Source organism: Vibrio pectenicida (assembly GCA_024347015.1).
Classification (GTDB): domain Bacteria; phylum Pseudomonadota; class Gammaproteobacteria; order Enterobacterales; family Vibrionaceae; genus Vibrio; species Vibrio pectenicida.
The window spans coordinates 73,651-95,440 of the sequence record AP024889.1 but is presented as its reverse complement, the minus strand read 5'-3'; the positions used below and the strand labels follow the sequence as shown (position 1 = coordinate 95,440).

Here is a 21,790-nt window from a genome sequence, read left to right as displayed (position 1 = left end):
TCAATCTAGTAAGGCTTGGCGCATGCTATCAAGATGTTTGCGATACCCAGAAATAAGAGGTTTCATTGTCATCTTGTATCGGCCCAGGCATTGTCTCTCCTTCTTTGAGAGAGGTAACGTCGGAAGTCAGGTTAGATTGCCATAATCCAGTGACTGGGCAAGGTGTTTCAGGAAAAGCAATGTGAATGGGCGGTAGTTTATCTTTCGATAGACTTTTATCAAAGCCCTGTTTGCGTGCCTCTTCTACCCAATCTTTAGGGTAATAAGGTAAGTGGTTATAACTGCTATCATCCAAGTTAAACAACAAAGTCACCATGGCGGCTTCCAGTGACCAGTAACCAAAGAAATTAGCGACAGGTCTTTTGTGTCTACCGTACCAATAGCAATCTTTCATGCCTTTATACCAACCACGAAGATAAGCTTTTACACTCTCTTCGCGCTCTTTTTTGTTTGGTTCGAGCGGCCCTGTTTTTATCGCATTGTACAAATGCTGATAGCTTTTAGGGAAAACCAATGCCTCTTCACTGCTGTCAGGAATATCGTGAACATTAAACAAGCGGAACAACTGCGCCATACAGGCTTCACCACTGACTTCTGGAGACGTACCATACATGCGCGTGATGGTTGATAGATACTCTGTTTTTCCCGTTAGCGCGACAAAACTTAGACACCATAGCAAGAACTGGAAAGAATCGGGTTCCCAGAAAAAATAGGTTTTATGTGGGAAATCAGCTTTATGCCTGTCTAGATCTTTTAAAGCTAACTCCGCAATCTCGAGAACTTTGTCCATCGATTGATCACCCGAATATGAAAGTAAAGTGAATTGAAAACGTTCAATCACAAATCTCCAACTAATTCTGGAACGGTGTAGGGTAGTTTTCGTTTTATCTTGAACCTCTTCATATGGCGGTTCTTCTATATAAAACTCTTCCTGCTCTATAAACTCATCGAACTCAAGTAACGGTTCACGTCTAAGCTGATTAAATTTTATTTCTCTTGGATTCATAGTTCTACCTTACCAATAGCCTTTGCGTTTTCATCTAAAGTTGTAATATTGACAACTTTACCTGATTTATCAACAATCATTAGCCAACGTTCATATCCCTCACTGGATAGTGCCCTTATTTGCTTTAAAGCTAATTCCTCATCAAAGCGAGGCCCAAGCCAATCATCACTCATCTGCTTAGCGGGAGGAAAACTAATACCATTTGCTTTGCTTCCCTTGGTCTTGCTCAACATAGTGTCTTTTGCAAGACCATCACCATCAATGTACTTTCCTGCTTCTGTTCGATATTTGGTTTCGGTGACAACATAAGGCGGTGGCGGATTGGAATTTTTGTAAATTCCATCAATACCACGTCCACGAGGTTTGTCGGTCATTTTCCGAACTTGTCTATCTTCGGGCAATAAGTTAATAAAGCCGCGCTCTTTCATATAGTGATCACTAATGATTTCACCGTAAATGCCTTTTTGTGAGGTTTTCATCGTGCGTATTATATGTGGGTCTATCTCAGCAACACTATCATCAAGTCTATGGATGGACTTAGTATCCGCCAAGGCTTTGTGAGGCTGTTCCAGCGCCTTAATTTGTTTTTTTAACGCCAGTTCAAGATCTTCTAATTTATAGATCGCTTCCTTGAGTGCGTTAGGCACCATGATATCTGCTTGCACGCGAACATATTGCATGCTTTTAAGCGCAGCTTCCATCCATTCAATGACGTCGTTGGGGGCGATAACCTTTAGTTTTGTCATCAACCCTTTAAATGTCCCTATAACTTCATCGAATAGAGTCATCAGCATTGGGGCTGATAAGCTACTTTTTATGTTGCCGATGCTATCAACGACATCTTTTAACACGGATGAAACACTTAGATTACCCAACAGCTTTTGCACCTTGGGATCGAGTAAAAACGTATTAATGGGTTTTAAAGCCTTACCTAACGCTTTTGTCATATCCCCTGCCGATTTACGGGCGAAAAGAAATATGATTTTAACCACTCCTTTTACCGCAGAGCCGAGTGTCGGTATACATCCTATCAGTGTGAGAACCAGAGCAATCCAAGCCCAGCTATCTTCTGGGTCATCGTGTATTTTGTTACAGTTCGCAACCAAGTCTCGACAGTCTAACACTTGGTCAACAATGGGGATAAGTCCCAGCAAGGCATTGGCTGCAATTTGCCCCGCAGACATGTCTTCATTGAAGTCACCTTGCAATGCTTCCCAAATCCATTCAAGACTTGCTGAGGCGGCATCAGAAATTTGTTGAGCTTTTTCTTTAATGAAGTACTCAGCATTGCCTACTGCTTGTTCCAAGTTGTCGTAGAGCGCTTGGAAAATATCATTACCTAACATTGAGTCGCTTCCTTACAGCTTATCGATATTATTTAGAAGATTGGAAATCGGCTCTCTCGCAAGATCTTGATAGGTGTCTTCTGGTTCATAATAAATTTCAACATAGCCGTCGGCAGGCTTGTCTAACCGCGCATATCCATCAGAGTCGAGAGTGCCAGTCACCTTTGAGCCATCTGAAAAGACAGCACGGTAGGGCACGTTAGGGATTGGACTAAGTTCGCTATTTTGATAGAAAAACTCTAAGAACCGCTCCTCATTAGGTTTTTGCTTTCCGATAAAAGAAGGCCTAGCCGTATTTTGAGAGCCTGCTGCGCTAGGGTTGACTTTCACCTTAGCGCCTTTGACCGCGATATCAGCAATACCTGATACTGCTATATCTGTCCCGTATAAATGAATTCTTCCATCGTTTTTCAATAATAAGCCTGACGCCCCCACTTGCAGCCGAATTTCGTCGGAGCTTATCACCGCAGTTTGTCCATCAGATTTGACAGAAGTATTGCTTCCTACTCTGACAGTTAAGTGTTGGCCTATGGTTTGGTTATCATTTTCAGACACATCCACCGACCGAGACTGCCATATCTCTTGAGACTGCTCGCCACCGACCGACAATTCGTCATTTTTTCCTATCAGGGTCTTTTGGTTATATTGAATTTTCTTGTGTTGGTCGCTGGCGACTGTCTTAGTCATATTCTCGTTGTACGACACAGAAACGTCACTAATGACCTCTTCAGTGAAGGTTTGCTTAGTGATAGAGGTTTTATGACCGTGGATGTCTTCTTTGCGATCACCAAAGATCTCGTTTTCTTGGTTGCGGCCCACTTTCAACTCTTCATCGTTACCTATATCTCGGTAGCGATTGTTGAGAACCTTGGTTTTCATGTCCTTCTGCGCACGGAAATACACCTCTTCTTGGTCATTTTCATCTTCAAAGTGCATTTCGTTGTAACCGTCTGCCTTATGACTTTGGGTGCGAAAAACAGTGCGGGTTTTATGCTCTGGCAGCTCGTAAGGTGGGGTGTGCAAACCATTATATACCGCGCCTGTGACAAGTGGCCTATCAGGATCACCTTCTAAAAAGGTCACCACCACTTCATGACCGATACGTGGCAGATACACTGCGCCCCAATTCGGCGCGGCCATAGATTGGCTGACTCGCAGCCAGCATGAGCTGTGCTCATCATTTTGCCCGTAACGGTCCCAGTGAAAATGAACCTTAATTCGCCCAAACTCGTCGGTGTAGATTTCTTCTCCCGCAGGCCCAACCACCACAGCCGTTTGCGGCCCATCTACTACAGGAGCAGCCATTTTCGGCGCTCGATAGGTCACATCTCGCGGCAGGCAGACAAACTGATTTTGGTAGGTTGTGGGGGCATCAGCCCCTTCTTCTTCGTGCACGCGAGGGTTGTCACCAGAATGCATCACAGAGAACATGAGATAATCACGATTAACCGAGGAGCGCGGATGCTCGCTTATCTCAAAACTCACCCCAGATGCTAAGCGCATAATGTTGCTTGAGGCATGAACCTGATCACTATCAACCCTGTATTCTGACATCCATTCCTTGCTGCGCTGGCCGCCAAAATCTGGAGAAGTGTAACGTCCAGGGTAATCAAAGCGTTTTAAATCTGAATTCACACCATCTTGGGCGGCGGTGTTTTGCGGAATTTTTGGGGTGAGGTAATTGTAATCGCTATAGCTGACATCACTGGTAAGGGCGCGATGAATTTGTTCAAGGTCGAAAATATGCTCTTTATCGGCCACCCCGCCTCCGTGAGATTGAAACAGCATAGGCCCAAGATAAGAAGCGTTGAGCGGCGTGCTGACAAGCTCAGAAATCGCATCATTACTATCAACAATCACCATAGTATGTGCGGTATCACTGTGCTCAAAGTAAAACCACATGCCATGCTCGGCCAAAAGGCGCTGGACAAAATGGTGGTCACTTTCACGGTATTGCAACAGGTACTCTTTTTCTTGGTATTGCCCTACCAGCTCAAAGCGGTAATCGCTCATTCCCGCATCATCAAAAACATGGCGAATAATATCTGGCGCAGTTTTATTTTGAAAAATCCGACAATCTTGGCGCTGGGTTAAAAACCAAAGTTGAGGCACTAAGGTGATAAGATAGCGAGAATAGCGGCGTCCAGAGCCTAAATAGCTCAGCTCTGAAACACTGCCGTTAAACTGGCGAGCCGCCGCTAAGCCTTGACCATAGATATTCAGCACGCCTGTTTTTCGGCTCAGCGCTTCAAAGGTAATGCTATGGTTTTCTGACAAAACGGTCAGAGTCATTTCAAACGGGGTAGACAGGGCTTCCGTTACCCGAAAACTTTCGACTTTGAATGCCCCTAAAAACCCAGAGACTTCAAAGCCAAACTCAATATCATTCGCCATACAGCTTCACTCTTGTGACCCAACCACTGCGGGTAATCAATCTACATGCATATTAAATAGCTGAACTGTAACAAGTTATATGGAAATCATCACTGCGCTAAACCACTCGGTGAATGATAAAAGAGGCTGATAAAGTGACTGATTCAATAGTGTATTTGCTTAGAAGATTATTTAAGGAGACCGCAAGGATAGTGAAAGTGACGGTTTCTACCTTCAGCAAATAATTGTGGTTTTGTGATGGGGTTTGCAGTGTGGGTTGGGTTCGTTTTGTATCTTGGTCGTGGTTTCGCCCCTTTTCGATTTAGAGTTAATGGCTATCACAGTCCTGAAGATGTACATTTGACTAAATTTTTGTAATAAATCAATATGCTCCTGATTGAGTATTGTAAGATTGTTTTGGGCTTACTGGTTGCTCAGCAACCGTTGATATTACACATTATTTATAACAGTGCGCATCAATTGCCCTCGTACAAACCTAAGTATTGTTGAGAATCGTACCTCGTAGAGATGAAAAACTCACACATTATAGATTTAGCCATTAACTACATCTTATTGATTTATAAATGTGTAACAAGTGGAGTTGCTCAACAAGTATCCTCTCGATTCGATAGTAACTGATATGCGGAGTAATCTTATCAAATAATGGCTTAGAGTGACTGGACTTTGTCAATTAACTATAAACAACTCAAATTAGTACGAGAAGCCCTTTTGGGGATATTCATTGCTGTATTCTCTATAGTTTCAAACGCTAGCGAATCAACGACAGAGATAGATTCTCATCAAAATAGTTCAGTATCTATCGCAGTAAGTGAATTAGCCGAGATCAAAGCAACTTTAAGTAAACAGGAAAAAACAATTAAGCTGCTAATCGAGAAGCAGCAAAGCAATGAAGAAAAATATGCCCAGAAAGTTAGTGTAGAGTTACTAGAAAAGTCATTGGGATCAGTCATCTTAGAGAAAGCGCAACCCAAGCAAGAAACTCGATTAGAACTCCGATTGGAGTCTATTGAGTCATCTCTGAATTCGATGTCAGACAAAGACGACTACTTTACTTACGCCGATATGGCTGCTGTTGCTATTACGTGCGTAGCAGTATTACTAACAATTGTTGGTTTGGTGATTGCAGGTCTTGCTTTCTGGGGGTATGGAGAGATTAGAGAGCTGACAAAAACTAGCGCATCTAAAGAAGCCAAATCTGTGGCAAAACAAACAATGGAAGAGATGATTAATAGCGTAGCAAAGAGTGAACTTGAAAAGCTGATAAAAGACGGGGAGTTGCAAAATACCTTGCAGGATGCTGTGGATATGATTCTGCGAAATGACCCAAACAACAGCGAGAAAAAGCGTACAGAAGAACTACTTAGTGAGTTAGATTTTGACGAGTCAGAGTTTGATGGTACTGAAAGTGATGAAAACTTCGATGGTGACAAAAGATAGAAGGTAAAACACATGACAAAGTCATTAGAGTGGAAGAAAATTACAGAAAACCAAAGAAAAGTAATTTTGGACTCCCATGGTAGTTACCCCATTGCAGTTGGTAAGTTAGCGAAAAGCTTTGGCATTGTATTAAAGAAAGCAACACTAGAAGGAAACCTAGCTGGCGAAATTAAAGAAGTAGATGGAATTGTAACGGTCCGTGTAAACAGCCATGATGTAAAGGCAAGACAACGTTATACAATAGCCCATGAAATAGCTCACTTCCTTCTCCATCGTCAGTATCTAAGTGATGGCATTCAAGATACACCCTTATACCGCTCACATTTATCAAACCGGATTGAACGCGAAGCAGATGCACTAGCTGCTGATATTCTAATGCCCATGGAAATTGTACAGCCTCTCATGGACGAGAATTCCAAAGAGTATAAAGGTGAACGACTTTATGAAGTTGTTGCTGACAGTTTGGAAGTATCGAAGACTGCATTAAAGATCAGGCTAGGTGTTGAGTAAGAATCTAATGATAGACAAAGCGTATAATTACCTTCCTATACTAGCTATTAGCACAGCAGAAATGAGCGCACTTGAGAAGTTATCAGATAAAGATAAGAATCTCTTGTTGCCGATATTTCCACTAAAGGGCTGGGTAGGTTCTAAAACTCTTGATAAAACAATTTCTAGAATTGGAGTGTCTATAGGGTCACGCCCATGGATTGCTGATATTGACAGCGATTTTGTCTTTAATAATAAAAAATACTTAGCTGATCCTGATGGTCAAAGAGCAGTATTCAAAGAAGTGCATGAACTACTTGATCCAACAAATGGTTATGAAAAATGGGTTCATTACATTAAAGAGTTAGATGATGTTGTCATCCCCACTTTGCAGACCCATGATGTTGAACAAATAGGCAAACAAATTAAATCACTATCGGATTTAGCTCGTGGGTTGGTTGTACGTCTAAAAATTAAAAAAGATCCCACAGATAGAATTAACACCATTCTCAGATCCCTTATCGAACATACAGATAAGGATTTACTAATTTTGCTGGATTTTGAAGATATCATGCGCAGTGATGTTCTTCAGAGCGAACAATATGGAATGTTGGTTTCGAGACTCAGCAAGTTGCTTCCACATGCGGTATTCGCAACCTCTGCATCCTCGTTTCCCTCAAGCTTTAGTGGCTCATATAGAGGTGAGTTACCGATCTATGAAAGGCAGTTACACACGGCAGTTTGTAAATTGTGTGAAGGAGTTAGGGTTATTTACTCTGACCGAGGGAGTGCTAGAGCAAACAAGACAAATGGCGGTGGAGGTATTCCGCCTGCAAGAATAGATTACCCTCTTAGAAACGATTGGCGATATGTACGGAAAGAGTTTCAAGACTCCAGTAATGTAACAGAACTAGAAAAACACACCCTTTACAAAGACGCTGCTACAGAAATTGTAGAAAGTGATTACTGGAATCCGAGTCTACGATTGTGGGGAGTACAAATGATTGAAAAAACTGTAGAGTTTCGCAATGAGTACTGTATAACTTCTGCAAATAGAGCTACTGCAGTTAGGATTAATATTCACCTGTACCAACAACTGCATTACTTGTCTGACTTTGACGCACTTGATACTGAGGAAGATTGGGAAGACTAGTTTTAACTATGGAATTAGGCAGGACTAGCTTAGAGGCAATTCAAATAGATTCTTGTTTAAGTCTTCAAGAATGTCAGATAAATCTCGACTAGAGGGCTCTTTTGGGTTGAGAGATAAGGTTGATAAATCACTATTTTTAACTTTTCTGTGTTTCACATTGTTGAAAAACAGACTTACCCCATCAGAGTAACGACGGAAAAGTGCTTTAAATGCAGCGTCTCTCAATTTAGTTGTAGGTAGATCAGAAACAACCTTTGACAGTTCGTGCCTGCTTTTTGTCTCATAGTTCAAACCAAAGCCATTAGAAACTTTAATTAAATCAGCAACTCTCATAAGGTCTATAAAGATCGATTTATCTTTTATTTTTACCTTTTTACCTCGGCGTACAACCTTCAACCTTCTCCCATTGAACTCCCATAGAGCAACAGACTCAGGTAGAAGCTCCAAGGCGTGAGCCAAGTGTTTTGTAGCTACGACCACAATGACTTTATCGAACACTTTTAGATATTCTTTTACTTGACCATCAAGGCGATTCAATGTGTCAAATTCACTCTTAATTTCAATACCATAAATCTCATTATTCTTAATGAAAGCTAAATCAACACGTCTTGAAAAAGTGCCGTATGTAAACTCGTTAATGACCAAGCTGTCTGATTTAACCATTTGTTTTTCAAGTAAATAGTTTAAAACAAATGATTTAATATCAATCTCTAGTCCCATTGCACCTTCAGCAGCTTTATTGGTTAACTCATGCATAAATGATATCACAAAGCTACTTTTTGTCTGTAGCCTTGCGCTCAAGTATTTATTATGCTCCTCAAGGTGTGCCATATGCCAGCTTATACGATTTATGCGAAATAACTAAAATCACTAACGCGTTTCTGTCCACGTTTGAGTTGGTCACGATGGCTCAAAAAGTGTGAAGCGTTGTTCTGTGATCACCAAGCGACTCTGTCGTATCTTGGCAGTTGCTAATTGTGTTTTTGTTGAAGTATGAATAGTACATACCAATAGTACTCATACTATTTATAAGTAACATTTTATCAGTACCTTAGTGATATTTAGTATAATTTTTATACTTCTATCTCAGAATCCGCATTTTCTGAGCGATCGCCTAAGCTTGCCGCCCAAGTTACTTTCTTAGTCACCTCAGGACGCTCCTCTCTCCATAAATAGTCGAGTTCTTTTTTTAATCGTTGGAAGCCTTCACGCGTGATCAAGTTTGTTTTCATAAGTTAGGTACTACTAAATTGAGCATGGCGTATACATTAGCTAAAAAGGGATAAAAAGGTAATAATCGTTAACAATTCTTTTGACTACTTTTTACAGAAGAGTGTTACATTTTATTCAGGATAGAGCCTAATAGCATCTTATCCTGAGCACTGGTTACAAATAGGTGGAATTATTTTATGCAAGAAAAGCACAAAATTTTAGTCGTTGATGACGATGCACGCTTGCGAGCACTACTAGAGCGTTACTTGTCTGAGCAAGGGTTCCAAGTTCGTAGTGTCGCCAATAGTGAACAGATGGACCGGCTATTAACCCGTGAAAATTTTCATTTAATGGTACTGGATTTAATGTTACCTGGGGAAGACGGGTTATCAATATGTCGCCGGCTTCGTAACGCTAACAATATCCTTCCCATTTTAATGTTAACTGCCAAAGGTGATGAAGTAGACCGTATTGTCGGCTTAGAGGTCGGCGCAGATGACTATTTACCAAAGCCATTTAACCCACGCGAATTACTCGCTCGCATTAAAGCAGTATTACGCCGTCAGACGATTGAACTTCCCGGCGCCCCTAGTGCTGAAGAATCCATCGTGGAGTTTGGGGAGTTTAGCCTCAACCTGGGTACACGTGAAATGTTCAGAGGTGATGAAACCATGCCCCTGACTTCCGGCGAATTCGCAGTACTCAAGGCACTGGTGACAAACGCCAGAGAGCCTATGTCCCGTGACAAGCTGATGAATATGGCAAGAGGTCGTGAATACTCTGCGATGGAGCGCTCAATTGATGTGCAAATATCACGCCTACGTCGTATGCTTGAAATCGATCCGAGCAAGCCGCGCTATATACAAACTGTCTGGGGATTAGGCTATGTTTTTGTTCCCGATGGTAAAGAGGCATAATGGTTAATCCGGTAAGAATGCGAGCCTAAATCTCACATTCCTTTGATTGATTGCGACTAAGGCTACTGGCATGCGTATTACGAGTTCATTTACCCAATCGATATTTATTTTTTTTACCTTACTTATCGCCAGCCAGATTTACTCCTATTACGCTGTATTCAATTACGCTTTAATGCCTAGCCTACAACAGTTTAATAAGATACTCAGTCATGAAATAAGTCTTATGCTGAATGACTCAGAAAATGCAGAGCACGAACTTCAAATGGATGCCCCATTGCGCAGAAGGGTGCTTGAACAGCTCGGTGTCACTATTCACAGTGAAGATAGTCCAATCGCAAGCGAATACTATCAAGGTATGAATATTGACCTGATGAGCGAAGAAATGAGCAAAGAGTTAGGCTCTCAAACTGATGTACGTATGACGCTCGGCCCCGATAGCTACGTACTGTGGTTAAAAATTGATTCCTTACCTGGTTCTTTACTGCGTATTCCACTATCTGAGTTACAAGAAAAAGACTTTGCGCCACTATTTCGTAATAGCTTAATCATGGTGGTGCTAATTGTAGCCGGTGGCTGGGTGGTTGTCCGCTTACAGAACAGACCACTAATAACCTTGGAAAAGGCCGCTAAAGGCGTGGGGCAAGGAAATATACCACCGCCTTTACCTATAAAAGGAGCTTCAGAAATTCGCGCGGTTACCATAGCATTCAATCGAATGGCTAAAGGGATTCAAGCTCTTGAAGAAGATCGCACACTTCTAATGGCGGGCATCAGTCACGACTTGAGAACCCCGTTAACACGCATCCGCCTTGCGACCGAAATGATGTCCCCACAAGACAATTATCTTGCAGAGAGTATCATTAGCGACACAGAAGAATGCAACCAAATAATCAGCCAATTTATGGACTACCTAAAACCCGCCGACAGGGGTACCTTCGTCTCGGTAAACCTCAATGAAATAGCCAATGAAGTCGCATCGGCTGAAGGTGGGTATGAAGTGAAAATTGAAACCGACTACCATGAACCTCTCAAGCAAACTCGTGGCAATCCCATAGCTATAAAGCGAGCACTTACTAACTTGGTGATTAATGCAATCCGTTATGGTGACGACTGGATTAAAATCAGCACAGGCGTCACTGCCGACCGCAAACTAGTGTGGATTTGTGTTGAGGATAATGGCCCAGGTATTGAAGATGACCAGATAGGAAAACTGTTCGAGCCTTTCACTCGAGGCGACACTGCACGTGGTAGTGAAGGTACGGGGCTAGGTCTGGCAATAGTTAAACGTATTGCCAATCAACATCAAGGATGCGTAACTATCAATAACCGTAGTGTTGGTGGGCTTAGAGCTCAAATCAGCTTTCCGACCACTAAAGCTGATTTGAACATTTCTACATACTAGTATGGATATTTACCACAGAGGTCATTCAGCATTTGTGGTAAATAATCAAGCAAAACTATGAGTGTCTTTAATTCAAGCGACCTTGATAAGTAAACTGGTAACGACCTTGTCCATCAGGTTCAGGTAGCCATCTTAGTTGTTCAGAAAAAGCTTGAGGAAAATTACTCCCTGGCTTAAACCATGCCGATGCTTGGTATGTACGATTAGGACTCAACACGACATCAGCCGCACTACTTACATGCTGACTTCTCTGTTCCGCGTTTAGCGTGATTTCACTATTTTGACATGCAAAATTGGCAACCACTGGACCTAAAGCCAATTCATCTAGAGGCGTTATGATTTTATCCGTATTCCAAACTAATGACCCCGTGCCTGATTGACAATAAGGTGCATCATAGATCATAGACTTAATACTCAGCTCCACCTGACCAGTGAATTCGACCGGAATTGGTAATGGTGGAGCAGCCTCCAGAACCTTTGCAACAGGAAGGGAAACAATTAAATTATATGCATACGGACCTAAAGTGCTCATACCAACAGTACCTCTACCGGTAATCTGCATATCGCTACCGCGGCCAAAGCGTACCTGAGCCTCAACTTTTCCGGTCAAAAATTTGAGTGGTGCTAACTGCCAATTGATCGCACCAAAGTTATTCTCTTGCCACTTAACACCAGCGGCGCGACCGTCCCACAAGCTGCCAGATACCCCACTTAACCCAAGTTGTGAAGGTAAGGGTAAATAATTCAGTACAACCTGAGCTGGCACGTGTACTACAGCACTAATCAAAAACACCATAAATAGAGCTAAACTCAGCGGAATCACTTTTTTCACTTCACTCTATCCTTTTACAAACTGGAGGCGCTTGATTTCAACAGTTCCTTCTTGATCGCCTTTATCTATATCCATAAATGTCGCTGACACACCATGCTGCTCTTTTAGAAAAGTCATCCAATCAACTAGGCTATTAAACGGCATTGGCTGTACCCATACCTGTAATTCTTCACCACGAGGCTGAACCCTCACAAGCTCAGCACCGAAACGTGATGCCGTAGACGAGATTGATTGATTTAAAGGCAAGCTTGAAGAAGACACCCCACCTTGCACACGCAATTGGCTAATACTATCCGCCTTATTTTTCACCCAACTCAGCAGTTGCTTTTCGCTTTGAATCCGCTGCGTTGCCATCTCTGCCCTTTGGCTAACTGGTTGTACAACACCCCAGTAAATAATGCCTAAGCACAAAAATGCACCGCAGGCCATCAGCATACGCTGCTCTCGCTGACTGGAGCTTACCCACCAGCGCTGCATTGGTATTAACAACTGCGATATTAATAATTGTTTCATCCTCCCCCCTTTACCGACTCTTAAGCACAAAAGTGCCGTTAACTAAAGAACCAGATTTACTCAGCTGCCCCTGCTCAACTGTAAATTGATCTGACATTAGTTCTCTTGCTTTTTCAAAGGTTTGGAAGTCATTACTTTGAGCCTGTAATCGCACCTCATCACGGGAGCCATCATATTTAAAGCTAGTTAACTTAAGTCCAGGCACTTGCTTCATTGCTTGAGGCATTTTTATCATCCAGTTCAATACAGAATCACCGCTGCCACCAACTAGTAGCTTCTCTTCACGCTCCAGTTCTCGCTTGAGGTAGGTAATGGTAGGTATTTTATTTTTGCTGGTTATCTGGCGAAAAATACGCTCACTCTCTTCTCGGTATGCGTTAGCTTGCTGTTCGGCATTCTTTATCTCTAACCAGTTGTTCAAGCTCAACATGACCACTAATACGCTAGCCGCAATCCCAGTTTTACGCCATATATTAAGATGGCGACCGAATGAAGATTTAGGCTTGAACTCCCCAGAAAGCAAATTCATTTTACTTTGCACTGCACCTTCAGCAAGTAACTGCATCACTAACTGAGGCGATTCATTTTGCCAACTCTGCCCTTCAGATAAATCAATAGCTGGTAATGGAGAAAAAGCCTTGAGTGGCAGATAGCCATCATCTTGCTTAACCCAGCTCGATTGCGCCAAAATAGTAAGCCAAGTTTGATCAACACTCACAGCTTGATACTGGCCTTTTTTTACCAACCACTGGCCATCTAACTCAACCGCCATTAGAGTCATTTCTTCAGCAACAGGCAAAGCAAGTGCATCAGGTAAGACTTTGCGAACTATAAATCCTAATTCTCGGAAATCAACAAGGATTGCCTCTAGCCAACTATAATCTATGCCACAAACATGAGCTTGCCCATTTTGTTTGGCAAGTACAGTAAAATGCAATTCATCCACATCTTGAGCAATATCATCTTCTAACATAAATGGCAGCATTGGCTCTAGCTGACGACTAGCCCCAGCAGGAATGTCCAATGTAGTTAATACCAAATTCTCAGCTGAAACTAACAAAATAAGCTGACGCTCTTCAGCATAATGGGTAAGGTCGGATAAGTCCTGATGGTCTTGCAGATCACCACTTGCTATCACTTCTTTTTGGCTCTCTGACCAAACCAGCCATTGAATTACTGCTGTTTTATTTTTGCTCAGCCGAACGATTAGAAACTCGTTCACCGATACCTCCAAAGCGACGGCGTACTACCGTTGCAGTTTTTTTATCATCACTAAATAACAGGCTACGCAGCCGTATCCTAGAATTGTCCACTAATACCTCAGCATCTAGCTCAAAATATTTGCTATCAACACTCAGATATCCCTTTACTGATTTTTTTATATCATCACTCAGTTGACTAATTACCGCCTGACCAAGAAAGTCATCTATTGACGACCAACCATCTGGCCCTCGACCCTCAAGCACTTCTTTTGCTTGTGATGCGTTCAAGTTTGGGTAAAACATGGCAACTAGCAAGGCTGCATGTTCTGCAGGTATAGTATTTACATTCAGACGCAAATCCGCTGTCGGCAGCGCGCAAATCATAGAGCTGACTTTTTTCATCGCATCACCACTAACTTCTTTAACCGCTCGCAGTTCACTGCTATCTGCTAATAAGGTGTTGGCACTAAGATACGCTGGGGATAAACTCTCATAATAACTATCTTCTGCCCCAGATGGTGAATTAACCGAGTCATTACTATCGGTATATTCCCATAGCGAGTGGGCTATGGTTTCCGCCTGGTAGTTCTCAACCTGTAATTCTTCGAGTAGATTTTGAAACCTAGCAACCAAAAATGGCACCTGTGACGCACCTGCATTCTGCTCTGAGCCTGATAATGCGTTAATATTGAAACACGCCTGCGCATCAACCAGCTTACCGCTTACAGTGCCGTAGTCGAGCGGAAGACCATCGAATTCGCTAGCCCACTCTTGCGATAGGTTGATGCTATCTGGGTTATCTTTATAACTTTGCTCGATCCCATATTTAGCTAAAGCCTCAACGCCCAAGCTGTACCAATATGCTTGTTGGTAATTTATCTGACTCTGTGCACGTTTAAATTGAGTAAAAAGTCGGTCAGCCATACTCGCCGAAATGCTCACCATAACAGCCAACAAAAGTAAAATGACAATCAGGGCCACACCACGTTGGGAGCGCCTAACCATCATTGCTTTTTCTCCTCAGAAACACTGACGCTACCTCCAGCAGTTAAATAAATCCGCTCAATCTTACCGTAATCTTTCAATTTCAGCTCAACAGCAACCGCTTTAGGTAACGCTTCTTTCTTGGTCCACTCTTCCTTCCAATCTGAGCCATCTAAAAACTTAACTTCAAACGCTTCAACTTTATCTATTAGAGGCATAGTTATACCCTCTTGACCTGCCGGAGTATCTGCATAACGCCACCATACGCGCTCAAGAACATCATCTTTAATCCGATAGCCGACCTTACTAATTTCACCTCGGGGGAACTGTTGTTGTGGGTTATGCCACCCCAAACGAGTAAACATAATGCCCTTGCCATCAGAGTCTAAAAGATACTCTTGCCATTGCAGCAACATTCCATTTGATTCTGCCCCATTCGTGCGAGTTTGACGTACCGCCATTTGACGAAAATCACCATCCATATAAACCAGAGCACGCTGCAGCGTTTTTAATCTCTCACTACGCTCAAGTGATAGTGCATTACTGCGTTGAACCTGATTAAGCACTTGATAAGCACCGACACTCAAACTAGCAAAAATAGCAATAGCAACAAGAACTTCAATGAGCGTAAAGCCAGCTTGTATAAAAGGGGTTCTATTTCTGCACATAACTTCTTACCGTGACAACAGGGGAACCTTTCTCAGTTGTCGAAACCTTAACATCAAACGCTTGCAAAATATCACCTTCAGTTTTGACGGGCTCTATCAACCAAAACCATTCTCGACCTGCCAACTCCTCTTTGCCTTTCTTTTTGCTCGGTTTACTCTCCGACAGCAATACTTGCGCCATTTGGTTATCGGCAACTAATGCTGCAAAAGTTTTCTCTTCAAGATAACTCAGAGTATTAATATGCTGGCTCACAGAACGAATGGTTGCGATGGCAGCTGTGGCAAAAATGGCCAATGCAACCAACACCTCTAGCAACGTCATTCCACGCTTAGCTTTCATCCAGGCTTTCTCCCGGAACCAAGAGCACTATCTGACCATTTTCTTTGGCAACTACTTTCCATGCATCTTGTTCTACATCACCTCGCCGTGGATAAATCGAAATGGTAAACGGTGTTACCTCTCCGCTAGAAACAATGAATATCTGTGGCGGTGGAAGTTTTTTCTTTTCAAAAAGGTCTTCAAACATATCATCATCAAACAAACTACCCGGCTTGAACAAACGGTCATCATCACCCCAAACGCCTCCTCCCAAAGTTAAGGCGATCGTAGACGAATCTTTGAGTTTTGTTTGGTAGGGAATTTGCTCTATATTGAGTTTCTTCCAACCTCCACTCTCTAGCGTCATCAGATAGTAAGTCGACTTTTTTTCATCTACTCGCAAGCCAAAATCTCGACCACTCAACATAGCTTCTTCATTGAGCAAAAGAAGACGTTGATAAAGTGAGTTTGCTTGCTTTTCAGATGCATCCTTGGCACTGGTTGGCAAAGTTGATATCACAGCAACAGACGCCAATGATACCAATACCAATACCAGAAGGATCTCGAGCAATGTAAAGCCTGCTCGAAAGCGGGTTTCGTAATTTCGACACATAGGAAAAAGAGGGCGGCTTATGCCGCCTCTGCCTTATTGAAAATCTTGAATATTCCAGTTGCCGATATCTGTATTGATACCTTCACCACCTTCCTGACCATCCGCTCCAAGCGTAAAGATATCAACATTACCGTGATCACCCGGGCTTAAATACTGGTAATCATTACCCCAAGGGTCAGTCGGTAAACGCCTAATATAACCACCTTCACGATAATTACGTGGCTCAGGACTAGATGGCTTCTTAACCAGAGCTTCTAAGCCCTGATCTGTAGTCGGGTAGACACTGTTATCCAGTTTGTACATATCGAGCGAATTCTCTAGCGCAACAATATCGGTAATGGCTTTCTGTTGATCCGCTTTTTCCTTATTACCAAGTAAGTTAGGCACAACAAAACTGGCTAAAATACCCAAGATAACAATTACGACCATTACCTCTAACAGTGTAAAGCCAGACTGTTTGCTCATATTTCCTTTCATTATATTCTCCAAATAAAAACTCGTATCAAGATGGGAAAGCCACCTTACTATGACTAACCACTCATTAAGTTGTTCATTTCCAAAATTGGCATCATGGTCGCCATCACAATAAACAGCACTAAACCCGCCATCAAAGCAATCAAAACAGGGGTGAATATACCCAAAGCGATATTTACTGTTGATTCAAAGTTCGCATCCTGGGTATCAGCTGCACGAGTCAGCATACCCTCCAATTCTCCACTTTGCTCACCGCTGGCAATCATATGCAGCATCATAGGAGGGAATAATTTGGTCTGCTCAAGGGATTTACGCAGGCTGGCACCTTCACGAACATTGTCTGTTGCACTCAATACCTGCTGCTTAACATAGTGGTTAGACATCACATCAACAGCAACTTTCATGCCCTCCAGAATAGGAATCGCACTGGATGTACAAATTGACAAAGTACGCGCAAAACGTGCAGTATTTAATCCACGTGAAATTTTGCCGATTAATGGCATATGCACAACTTTACGATCCCAACTTAATCGCACATTAGGCTTACTTAGAGCAAACTTAAACAAATACACCAATGCTATGATGGCAAAAAGAACCTGAATTCCCCAATGTTGAATAAAGTCACTGGATGCCAAAAGAATCTGAGTCGATTGAGGCAACTCCTGCCCCATCTGTACGAACTGACCAATAATTTTAGGTACAACCGCTGCCAACAAGAATGCCACGATACAAACAGCAAAAACCACCAAAACCACTGGATAAATCATTGCCTGTTGTAATTTAGAACGCATTTTCTGACGGTTTTCTGCATAATCAGCCAATCGTTCCAAAACGGCATCAAGATGACCCGACTTTTCACCAGCTGAAACCATAGAACGAAACAAATCATCAAAAATATGTGGGAAGTCGGCCAGGCTATCCGAGAGTGTGTAACCCTCAGTAACCTTTGAGCGAACTGCCAACAACATATTTCGTATGCGTGGCTTTTCCGATTGCTCGGACACCGCCTTAAGACACTCTTCCAAAGGCATACCAGATTGAACTAATGTCGCCAATTGACGAGTGATCAAGGCCAAATCAGGAGTGCTGATACCACGCTTAAAAGTCAACCCTGTTTGGTCAGCTTGCTTCTTGGCTTTCTGCCGAGTTTCATTGACTTCAACAGGCATCAAGCCCTGCTCTTTGAGCCGAGCACGAACCTGGCGAGCATTATCACCCTCAATGACACCTTTTTGAGTTTTACCTTTTTTATTAAGTGCCTTATATTCAAACGCCGCCATTAGCCTTCCTTAGTCACTCTCATTACTTCTTCAAGAGAAGTCTTTCCCAGACGGACCTTACTCAAACCGTCCTGACGAATGCTTGGCGTGTATTGGCGAATGACTTTCTCAATTACTTGCTCACCGGCTTCACTATGGATGTTTTCTTGTACCTGTTCATCCACAATCAATAGCTCATGAATACCTGTACGGCCTCGATAGCCTTTATTGTTACAATGTTCACAGCCCTTGGGCTTAAACAACGTCAACTCATCTTGTTCATCAACCTCGAACAGTTTTTTGGTTTCCCTATCAGCTTGATAAGGTTCCTTACACTCATAGCATAAGGTTCGTACCAGACGTTGAGCTAGTACACCCAACAAGGAAGAAGAGATCAAGAAAGGCTCAATACCCATATCTCGCAAACGTGTAATTGCGCCCACAGCAGTATTAGTATGCAGGGTTGACATAACCAAATGCCCTGTTAAAGACGCCTGAACAGCAATCTGAGCCGTTTCTAAATCTCGAATTTCACCAACCATGACAACATCAGGGTCTTGACGCAATATGGCTCTCAGGCCACGAGCAAAGGTCATATCTACCTTAGGGTTCACCTGAGTCTGACCGATACCATCAATATCAAATTCAATCGGGTCTTCAACAGTAAGAATGTTGCGTTCATTACTATTAATCTCCTGAAGCCCAGCATACAAGGTAGTCGACTTACCTGAACCTGTCGGGCCTGTCACCAAAATGATGCCGTGAGGACGTTCTATCATGGTGCGGAAATTAGCGTGATTAGCAGGTGTCATACCTAAGCTATGTAAGTCGAGACGAGTGGCATTTTTATCCAACAGACGCATCACAACACGCTCACCATGCGAAGAAGGCATAGTCGACACTCGAACGTCAACAGCTCTACCGCCGATACGCAATGAAATACGTCCATCCTGAGGCACACGTTTTTCAGCAATATCCAACTTAGCCATAACCTTAACCCGAGAGACTAACAAAGGAGCAAGTTTACGACTGGGCGATAATACATCCCGTAAAACGCCATCAACACGAAAACGAATAGATAGCGCTTTTTCAAATGTCTCGATGTGAATATCGGAAGCTCCTTCTTTAATCGCTTCGCCAAGCATGGCATTTATAAGCTTGATAATGGGCGCGTCGTCGTCAGATTCAAGCAAGTCTTCATCCTGCGGTAAATCTTCTGCCAAAGAAAAGAAGTCATCACTATCAGCGCCAAGGTCTTCCATCAACTGGCGTGCTTCTGATGAATCGCGCTGATATGCTTCTGTAAGCTTGGCGTCAAAAGCATCTTTCGATATCTCTTGAATATCAAAATGCTCGCCAACCACTCGCTTAACTTCGAGCAAAGCTTCAAAAGCTAAAGGTGAAACATAATACAATATAACCCCTTGCTCACATGGTTCCAATACCATCTTAAATCGATTGGCAAAGCTAAAGGGTAACCGGAGGAATGTGATTATTTCATCCATCACTTAGTTTCCATCTGATCCAAGAAAGCCTGAATTTCAGCAGGATGACGGATATCCTCTCCAAATTTAGGCAATACTGGCGTTGGAACGTCTTCCATTAATTTGATGCCACTCTCCGCCTTATACAACTGCTCAGCACGGATAAAGTTATACTTACGCTGAGTAATTCCATCAGCGGTCAAACCGTCCCGTAAGATAGTCGGCTTGATAAATATCATCAGATTTGATTTAGTCTTTTGTGAACTGGTTGATTTAAACAGTCGGCCCAGATAAGGAATATCACCCAACAGCGGTACTTTAGACTCAGTTTCTTGGGTGCGTTCATCAATAAGACCACCCAAAACAATCATTTGTCCATCTTCAACCATAACCGTGGTATTGAGCTGACGTTTAGCGAAACTCACATCCACCGCCGCATTAGCAGTGGCAGGTAGAACGTTGGAGACTTCCTGAGCAATAGTTAGTTGTACCGAAGTTCCTTCATTAATTTGTGGCGTTACTGTAAGTTGAATACCCACATCTTTACGCTCAACAGTTTGGAATGGGTTGTCGTTATTGGACCCCGTCTGAGAGCCTGTCAATACTGGGACTTCTTCACCAACAATAAATTTCGCTTCTTCATTATCGACAACTGTGATACTCGGAGAGGAAAGAATGTTTGAGTTTGTATTGCTAGATACTGCGCTAATCAAAGCTGTCCAGTCACCCATTACCACACTTAAAGCAGCACCATTGACCCCATTTAATGCAGAAGCAAGGGTGTCATAACTACCTGACTCTGTTGTAGTAACTGGCCTATCATTTTGACCCGTTGTTGGGTTATATACGTACTCCGTTTTCTGTTGATCTTTTGCTTCTTCAAGGCCCACCATAACTTGGCCAATCGATGTGCCCGTATTACCGTATTGAATCACAGCGCCCGTTTCTAGTGAACCCCATTGCACGCCTAAGTTAATACCATCACCTTCAGACAATTCGACAATCAAAGCTTCAATTAACACCTGCGCACGGCGAATATCAATCTGAGAAATAACATCCAGTAAGGAATTCATAATATCTGGCGGCGCTGTCAGCACAAGTGCATTGGTACCTTCATGAGCAGATATCATGACTTCGGTGCGCTTAGAGCTTTTCGCTGCTTTAGAACCCGATGATTTTTCTTCCTCAAGGTTTTCAGACACACCCTTTAACACATCGACTAAGTCTTCCGCTTTTGCATATTTTAGATAAACAACACGGTTATTACCTTTCGATGCCATTTCAACATCAAGCTGCTTGATCAGTCTGCGCAAACGTTGGCGAACCTGTGGATCCCCAGAGATAAGTATCGAGTTAGTTCGGTCATCGGCTACCAATTTAGGCTGAAGAAAAGCAGGGGTACTTTTGTTATCCGTTGTTTTATTTAAAGCTTCAACAATACGCACCATTTCTGCTGCTGAAGCATTATCAAGTTCAACAACTTCAATTTCCTTATCCCCAGCCTGATCAACTCGCTTGATAATATCAGCCAACCGATTAACCACCGCCGCACGTCCGGTAATAAGAATAATATTGGCAGGGTCGTAATGAACTACATTACCAGCACCCGCATTATCATTGAGCTGACGCAACAAAGGGGATAACTCTCGAACCGACACATTTCGCACTGCCACAACCCGAGTAACCACTGCATCACCGCCAATAGCACCATCACCAACAACAGGAATGGCCGAAGTTTTGGCATCTTTAGACTTAATAACCTTTATCACGCCATTGTCCATCTCAACTACGGCGTATCCGTAGACCTCAAGGACATTGAGAAAGAAACTGTAATACTGCTTTTCGGTCAACATGTCATAGCTTCGGACATCAATTTTCCCTCGTACAGAGGGATCGACTATAATGGTTTTTTCTAGATTTCGGCCAACAATATTAATGAATTCCTGAATGTCTGTGCCCTTAAAGCTCGCACTATATTCATTCGCCACTACCATTGCTGGAGACATCAATAAGCTTCCTGCCAAAAGCCAAGTGCTTTTTTTAAGCCAATGGTTCACCTTTTACTCCTCGGAATGATTCATGCGTC

The 21,790-nt window shown here is 42.7% G+C and carries 19 protein-coding genes and 2 pseudogenes; 5 read left to right on the top strand and 16 right to left on the bottom strand.

Annotated features, from left to right (window positions below; genetic code table 11):
* Positions 1-28: 28 nt before the first annotated feature.
* The 3 genes and pseudogenes from OCV27_RS00455 to OCV27_RS00445 all read right to left on the bottom strand — a co-directional run.
* The gene (locus tag OCV27_RS00455; protein ID WP_125319504.1) at positions 29-1,006 is read right to left on the bottom strand and encodes a PoNe immunity protein domain-containing protein; all 978 of its coding nucleotides are present in this window, start codon (positions 1,004-1,006) and stop codon (positions 29-31) included.
* Positions 1,003-2,352, bottom strand: coding sequence for a hypothetical protein (locus OCV27_RS00450; protein WP_125319505.1), 1,350 nt, complete (start codon positions 2,350-2,352; stop codon positions 1,003-1,005). The genes OCV27_RS00455 and OCV27_RS00450 overlap by 4 nt, the downstream gene beginning before the upstream one ends.
* A gap of 318 nt (positions 2,353-2,670) precedes the next feature.
* Positions 2,671-4,746 (bottom strand): annotated as a pseudogene (locus tag OCV27_RS00445) (type VI secretion system Vgr family protein); the annotation flags it as partial.
* 663 nt (positions 4,747-5,409) lie between these two features.
* Here OCV27_RS00445 and OCV27_RS00440 point away from each other — a divergent pair.
* Genes OCV27_RS00440 through OCV27_RS00430 form a run of 3 tightly spaced genes read left to right on the top strand, consistent with a single transcriptional unit; the run spans position 5,410 to position 7,825 of the window.
* On the top strand, positions 5,410-6,183 hold the full coding sequence (locus OCV27_RS00440; protein ID WP_125319507.1) for a hypothetical protein: 774 nt from the start codon (positions 5,410-5,412) through the stop codon (positions 6,181-6,183).
* 12 nt (positions 6,184-6,195) lie between these two features.
* Positions 6,196-6,693: an ImmA/IrrE family metallo-endopeptidase gene (locus OCV27_RS00435; RefSeq protein WP_125319508.1), complete on the top strand. Its 498-nt coding sequence runs from the start codon at positions 6,196-6,198 to the stop codon at positions 6,691-6,693.
* Positions 6,686-7,825 carry a beta family protein gene (locus OCV27_RS00430; protein WP_245986623.1) on the top strand — a complete coding sequence of 380 codons (1,140 nt, stop codon included), beginning with the start codon at positions 6,686-6,688 and terminating at the stop codon, positions 7,823-7,825. Before OCV27_RS00435 ends, OCV27_RS00430 begins: the two co-directional genes overlap by 8 nt.
* Before the next feature lie 24 nt (positions 7,826-7,849).
* On the opposite strand, the gene OCV27_RS00425 is transcribed toward OCV27_RS00430, so the two are convergent.
* Together OCV27_RS00425 and OCV27_RS00420 are read right to left on the bottom strand one after the other, a co-directional pair.
* A complete protein-coding gene (locus OCV27_RS00425) occupies positions 7,850-8,656 on the bottom strand; it encodes a sce7726 family protein (protein WP_337969187.1) in 807 nt (268 codons plus the stop codon).
* A 260-nt stretch (positions 8,657-8,916) separates the two neighbouring features.
* Positions 8,917-9,057, bottom strand: a pseudogene (locus OCV27_RS00420) (transcription elongation factor GreB); the annotation flags it as partial.
* Between the two features lie 177 nt (positions 9,058-9,234).
* Between OCV27_RS00420 and ompR the strand changes: the two are divergent.
* Together ompR and envZ are read left to right on the top strand one after the other, a co-directional pair.
* On the top strand, positions 9,235-9,954 hold the full coding sequence (gene ompR / locus OCV27_RS00415; RefSeq protein WP_125319509.1) for an osmolarity response regulator transcription factor OmpR: 720 nt from the start codon (positions 9,235-9,237) through the stop codon (positions 9,952-9,954).
* Positions 9,955-10,024: 70 nt separating this feature from the next.
* Positions 10,025-11,356 (top strand): two-component system sensor histidine kinase EnvZ, encoded by a 1,332-nt coding sequence (envZ, locus tag OCV27_RS00410; RefSeq protein WP_125319510.1) that lies wholly within the window; start codon positions 10,025-10,027, stop codon positions 11,354-11,356.
* A 67-nt stretch (positions 11,357-11,423) separates the two neighbouring features.
* Here the strand turns inward: envZ and OCV27_RS00405 are convergent, their stop codons facing one another.
* Genes OCV27_RS00405 through gspD form a run of 11 tightly spaced genes read right to left on the bottom strand, consistent with a single transcriptional unit; the run spans position 11,424 to position 21,761 of the window.
* Positions 11,424-12,188: a type II secretion system protein N gene (locus OCV27_RS00405; protein ID WP_125319511.1), complete on the bottom strand. Its 765-nt coding sequence runs from the start codon at positions 12,186-12,188 to the stop codon at positions 11,424-11,426.
* A 6-nt stretch (positions 12,189-12,194) separates the two neighbouring features.
* Positions 12,195-12,686, bottom strand: a complete 492-nt coding sequence (locus OCV27_RS00400) for a type II secretion system protein M (RefSeq protein ID WP_125319544.1) — start codon at positions 12,684-12,686, stop codon at positions 12,195-12,197.
* 25 nt (positions 12,687-12,711) lie between these two features.
* Complete coding sequence (gene gspL, locus OCV27_RS00395) at positions 12,712-13,923, bottom strand: type II secretion system protein GspL (RefSeq protein ID WP_125319512.1); 1,212 nt, start codon at positions 13,921-13,923, stop codon at positions 12,712-12,714.
* A complete protein-coding gene (gspK, locus tag OCV27_RS00390) occupies positions 13,886-14,911 on the bottom strand; it encodes a type II secretion system minor pseudopilin GspK (protein ID WP_125319513.1) in 1,026 nt (341 codons plus the stop codon). Before gspK ends, gspL begins: the two co-directional genes overlap by 38 nt.
* On the bottom strand, positions 14,908-15,555 hold the full coding sequence (gene gspJ, locus OCV27_RS00385) for a type II secretion system minor pseudopilin GspJ (RefSeq protein ID WP_125319514.1): 648 nt from the start codon (positions 15,553-15,555) through the stop codon (positions 14,908-14,910). Before gspJ ends, gspK begins: the two co-directional genes overlap by 4 nt.
* Positions 15,542-15,895 (bottom strand): type II secretion system minor pseudopilin GspI, encoded by a 354-nt coding sequence (gene gspI / locus OCV27_RS00380; protein ID WP_125319515.1) that lies wholly within the window; start codon positions 15,893-15,895, stop codon positions 15,542-15,544. The genes gspJ and gspI overlap by 14 nt, the downstream gene beginning before the upstream one ends.
* Positions 15,885-16,487: a prepilin-type N-terminal cleavage/methylation domain-containing protein gene (locus tag OCV27_RS00375; protein ID WP_125319516.1), complete on the bottom strand. Its 603-nt coding sequence runs from the start codon at positions 16,485-16,487 to the stop codon at positions 15,885-15,887. The genes gspI and OCV27_RS00375 overlap by 11 nt, the downstream gene beginning before the upstream one ends.
* Before the next feature lie 33 nt (positions 16,488-16,520).
* Entirely contained in the window at positions 16,521-16,964 is a 444-nt protein-coding gene (gspG, locus tag OCV27_RS00370) for a type II secretion system major pseudopilin GspG (protein WP_125319517.1), read from the bottom strand.
* A 53-nt stretch (positions 16,965-17,017) separates the two neighbouring features.
* Complete coding sequence (gspF, locus tag OCV27_RS00365; protein WP_125319518.1) at positions 17,018-18,241, bottom strand: type II secretion system inner membrane protein GspF; 1,224 nt, start codon at positions 18,239-18,241, stop codon at positions 17,018-17,020.
* A complete protein-coding gene (gene gspE, locus OCV27_RS00360) occupies positions 18,241-19,725 on the bottom strand; it encodes a type II secretion system ATPase GspE (protein ID WP_125319519.1) in 1,485 nt (494 codons plus the stop codon). The genes gspF and gspE overlap by 1 nt, the downstream gene beginning before the upstream one ends.
* On the bottom strand, positions 19,725-21,761 hold the full coding sequence (gene gspD, locus OCV27_RS00355; protein WP_125319520.1) for a type II secretion system secretin GspD: 2,037 nt from the start codon (positions 21,759-21,761) through the stop codon (positions 19,725-19,727). The genes gspE and gspD overlap by 1 nt, the downstream gene beginning before the upstream one ends.
* Positions 21,762-21,790 lie beyond the last annotated feature (29 nt).

Excerpts from the sequence above, each read along its gene's own strand:
- gspK (WP_125319513.1), bottom strand. The coding sequence starts at position 14,911 with ATGATGGTTAGGCGCTCCCAACGTGGTGTGGCCCTGATTGTCATTTTA.
- OCV27_RS00435 (WP_125319508.1), top strand. The coding sequence starts at position 6,196 with ATGACAAAGTCATTAGAGTGGAAGAAAATTACAGAAAACCAAAGAAAA.
- envZ (WP_125319510.1), top strand. The coding sequence starts at position 10,025 with ATGCGTATTACGAGTTCATTTACCCAATCGATATTTATTTTTTTTACC.
- OCV27_RS00375 (WP_125319516.1), bottom strand. The coding sequence starts at position 16,487 with ATGTGTCGAAATTACGAAACCCGCTTTCGAGCAGGCTTTACATTGCTC.
- OCV27_RS00455 (WP_125319504.1), bottom strand. The coding sequence starts at position 1,006 with ATGAATCCAAGAGAAATAAAATTTAATCAGCTTAGACGTGAACCGTTA.
- OCV27_RS00450 (WP_125319505.1), bottom strand. The coding sequence starts at position 2,352 with ATGTTAGGTAATGATATTTTCCAAGCGCTCTACGACAACTTGGAACAA.
- gspE (WP_125319519.1), bottom strand. The coding sequence starts at position 19,725 with ATGGATGAAATAATCACATTCCTCCGGTTACCCTTTAGCTTTGCCAAT.
- gspI (WP_125319515.1), bottom strand. The coding sequence starts at position 15,895 with ATGAAAGCTAAGCGTGGAATGACGTTGCTAGAGGTGTTGGTTGCATTG.
- OCV27_RS00425 (WP_337969187.1), bottom strand. The coding sequence starts at position 8,656 with ATGGCACACCTTGAGGAGCATAATAAATACTTGAGCGCAAGGCTACAG.
- gspG (WP_125319517.1), bottom strand. The coding sequence starts at position 16,964 with ATGAAAGGAAATATGAGCAAACAGTCTGGCTTTACACTGTTAGAGGTA.
- gspF (WP_125319518.1), bottom strand. The coding sequence starts at position 18,241 with ATGGCGGCGTTTGAATATAAGGCACTTAATAAAAAAGGTAAAACTCAA.
- ompR (WP_125319509.1), top strand. The coding sequence starts at position 9,235 with ATGCAAGAAAAGCACAAAATTTTAGTCGTTGATGACGATGCACGCTTG.
- gspJ (WP_125319514.1), bottom strand. The coding sequence starts at position 15,555 with ATGTGCAGAAATAGAACCCCTTTTATACAAGCTGGCTTTACGCTCATT.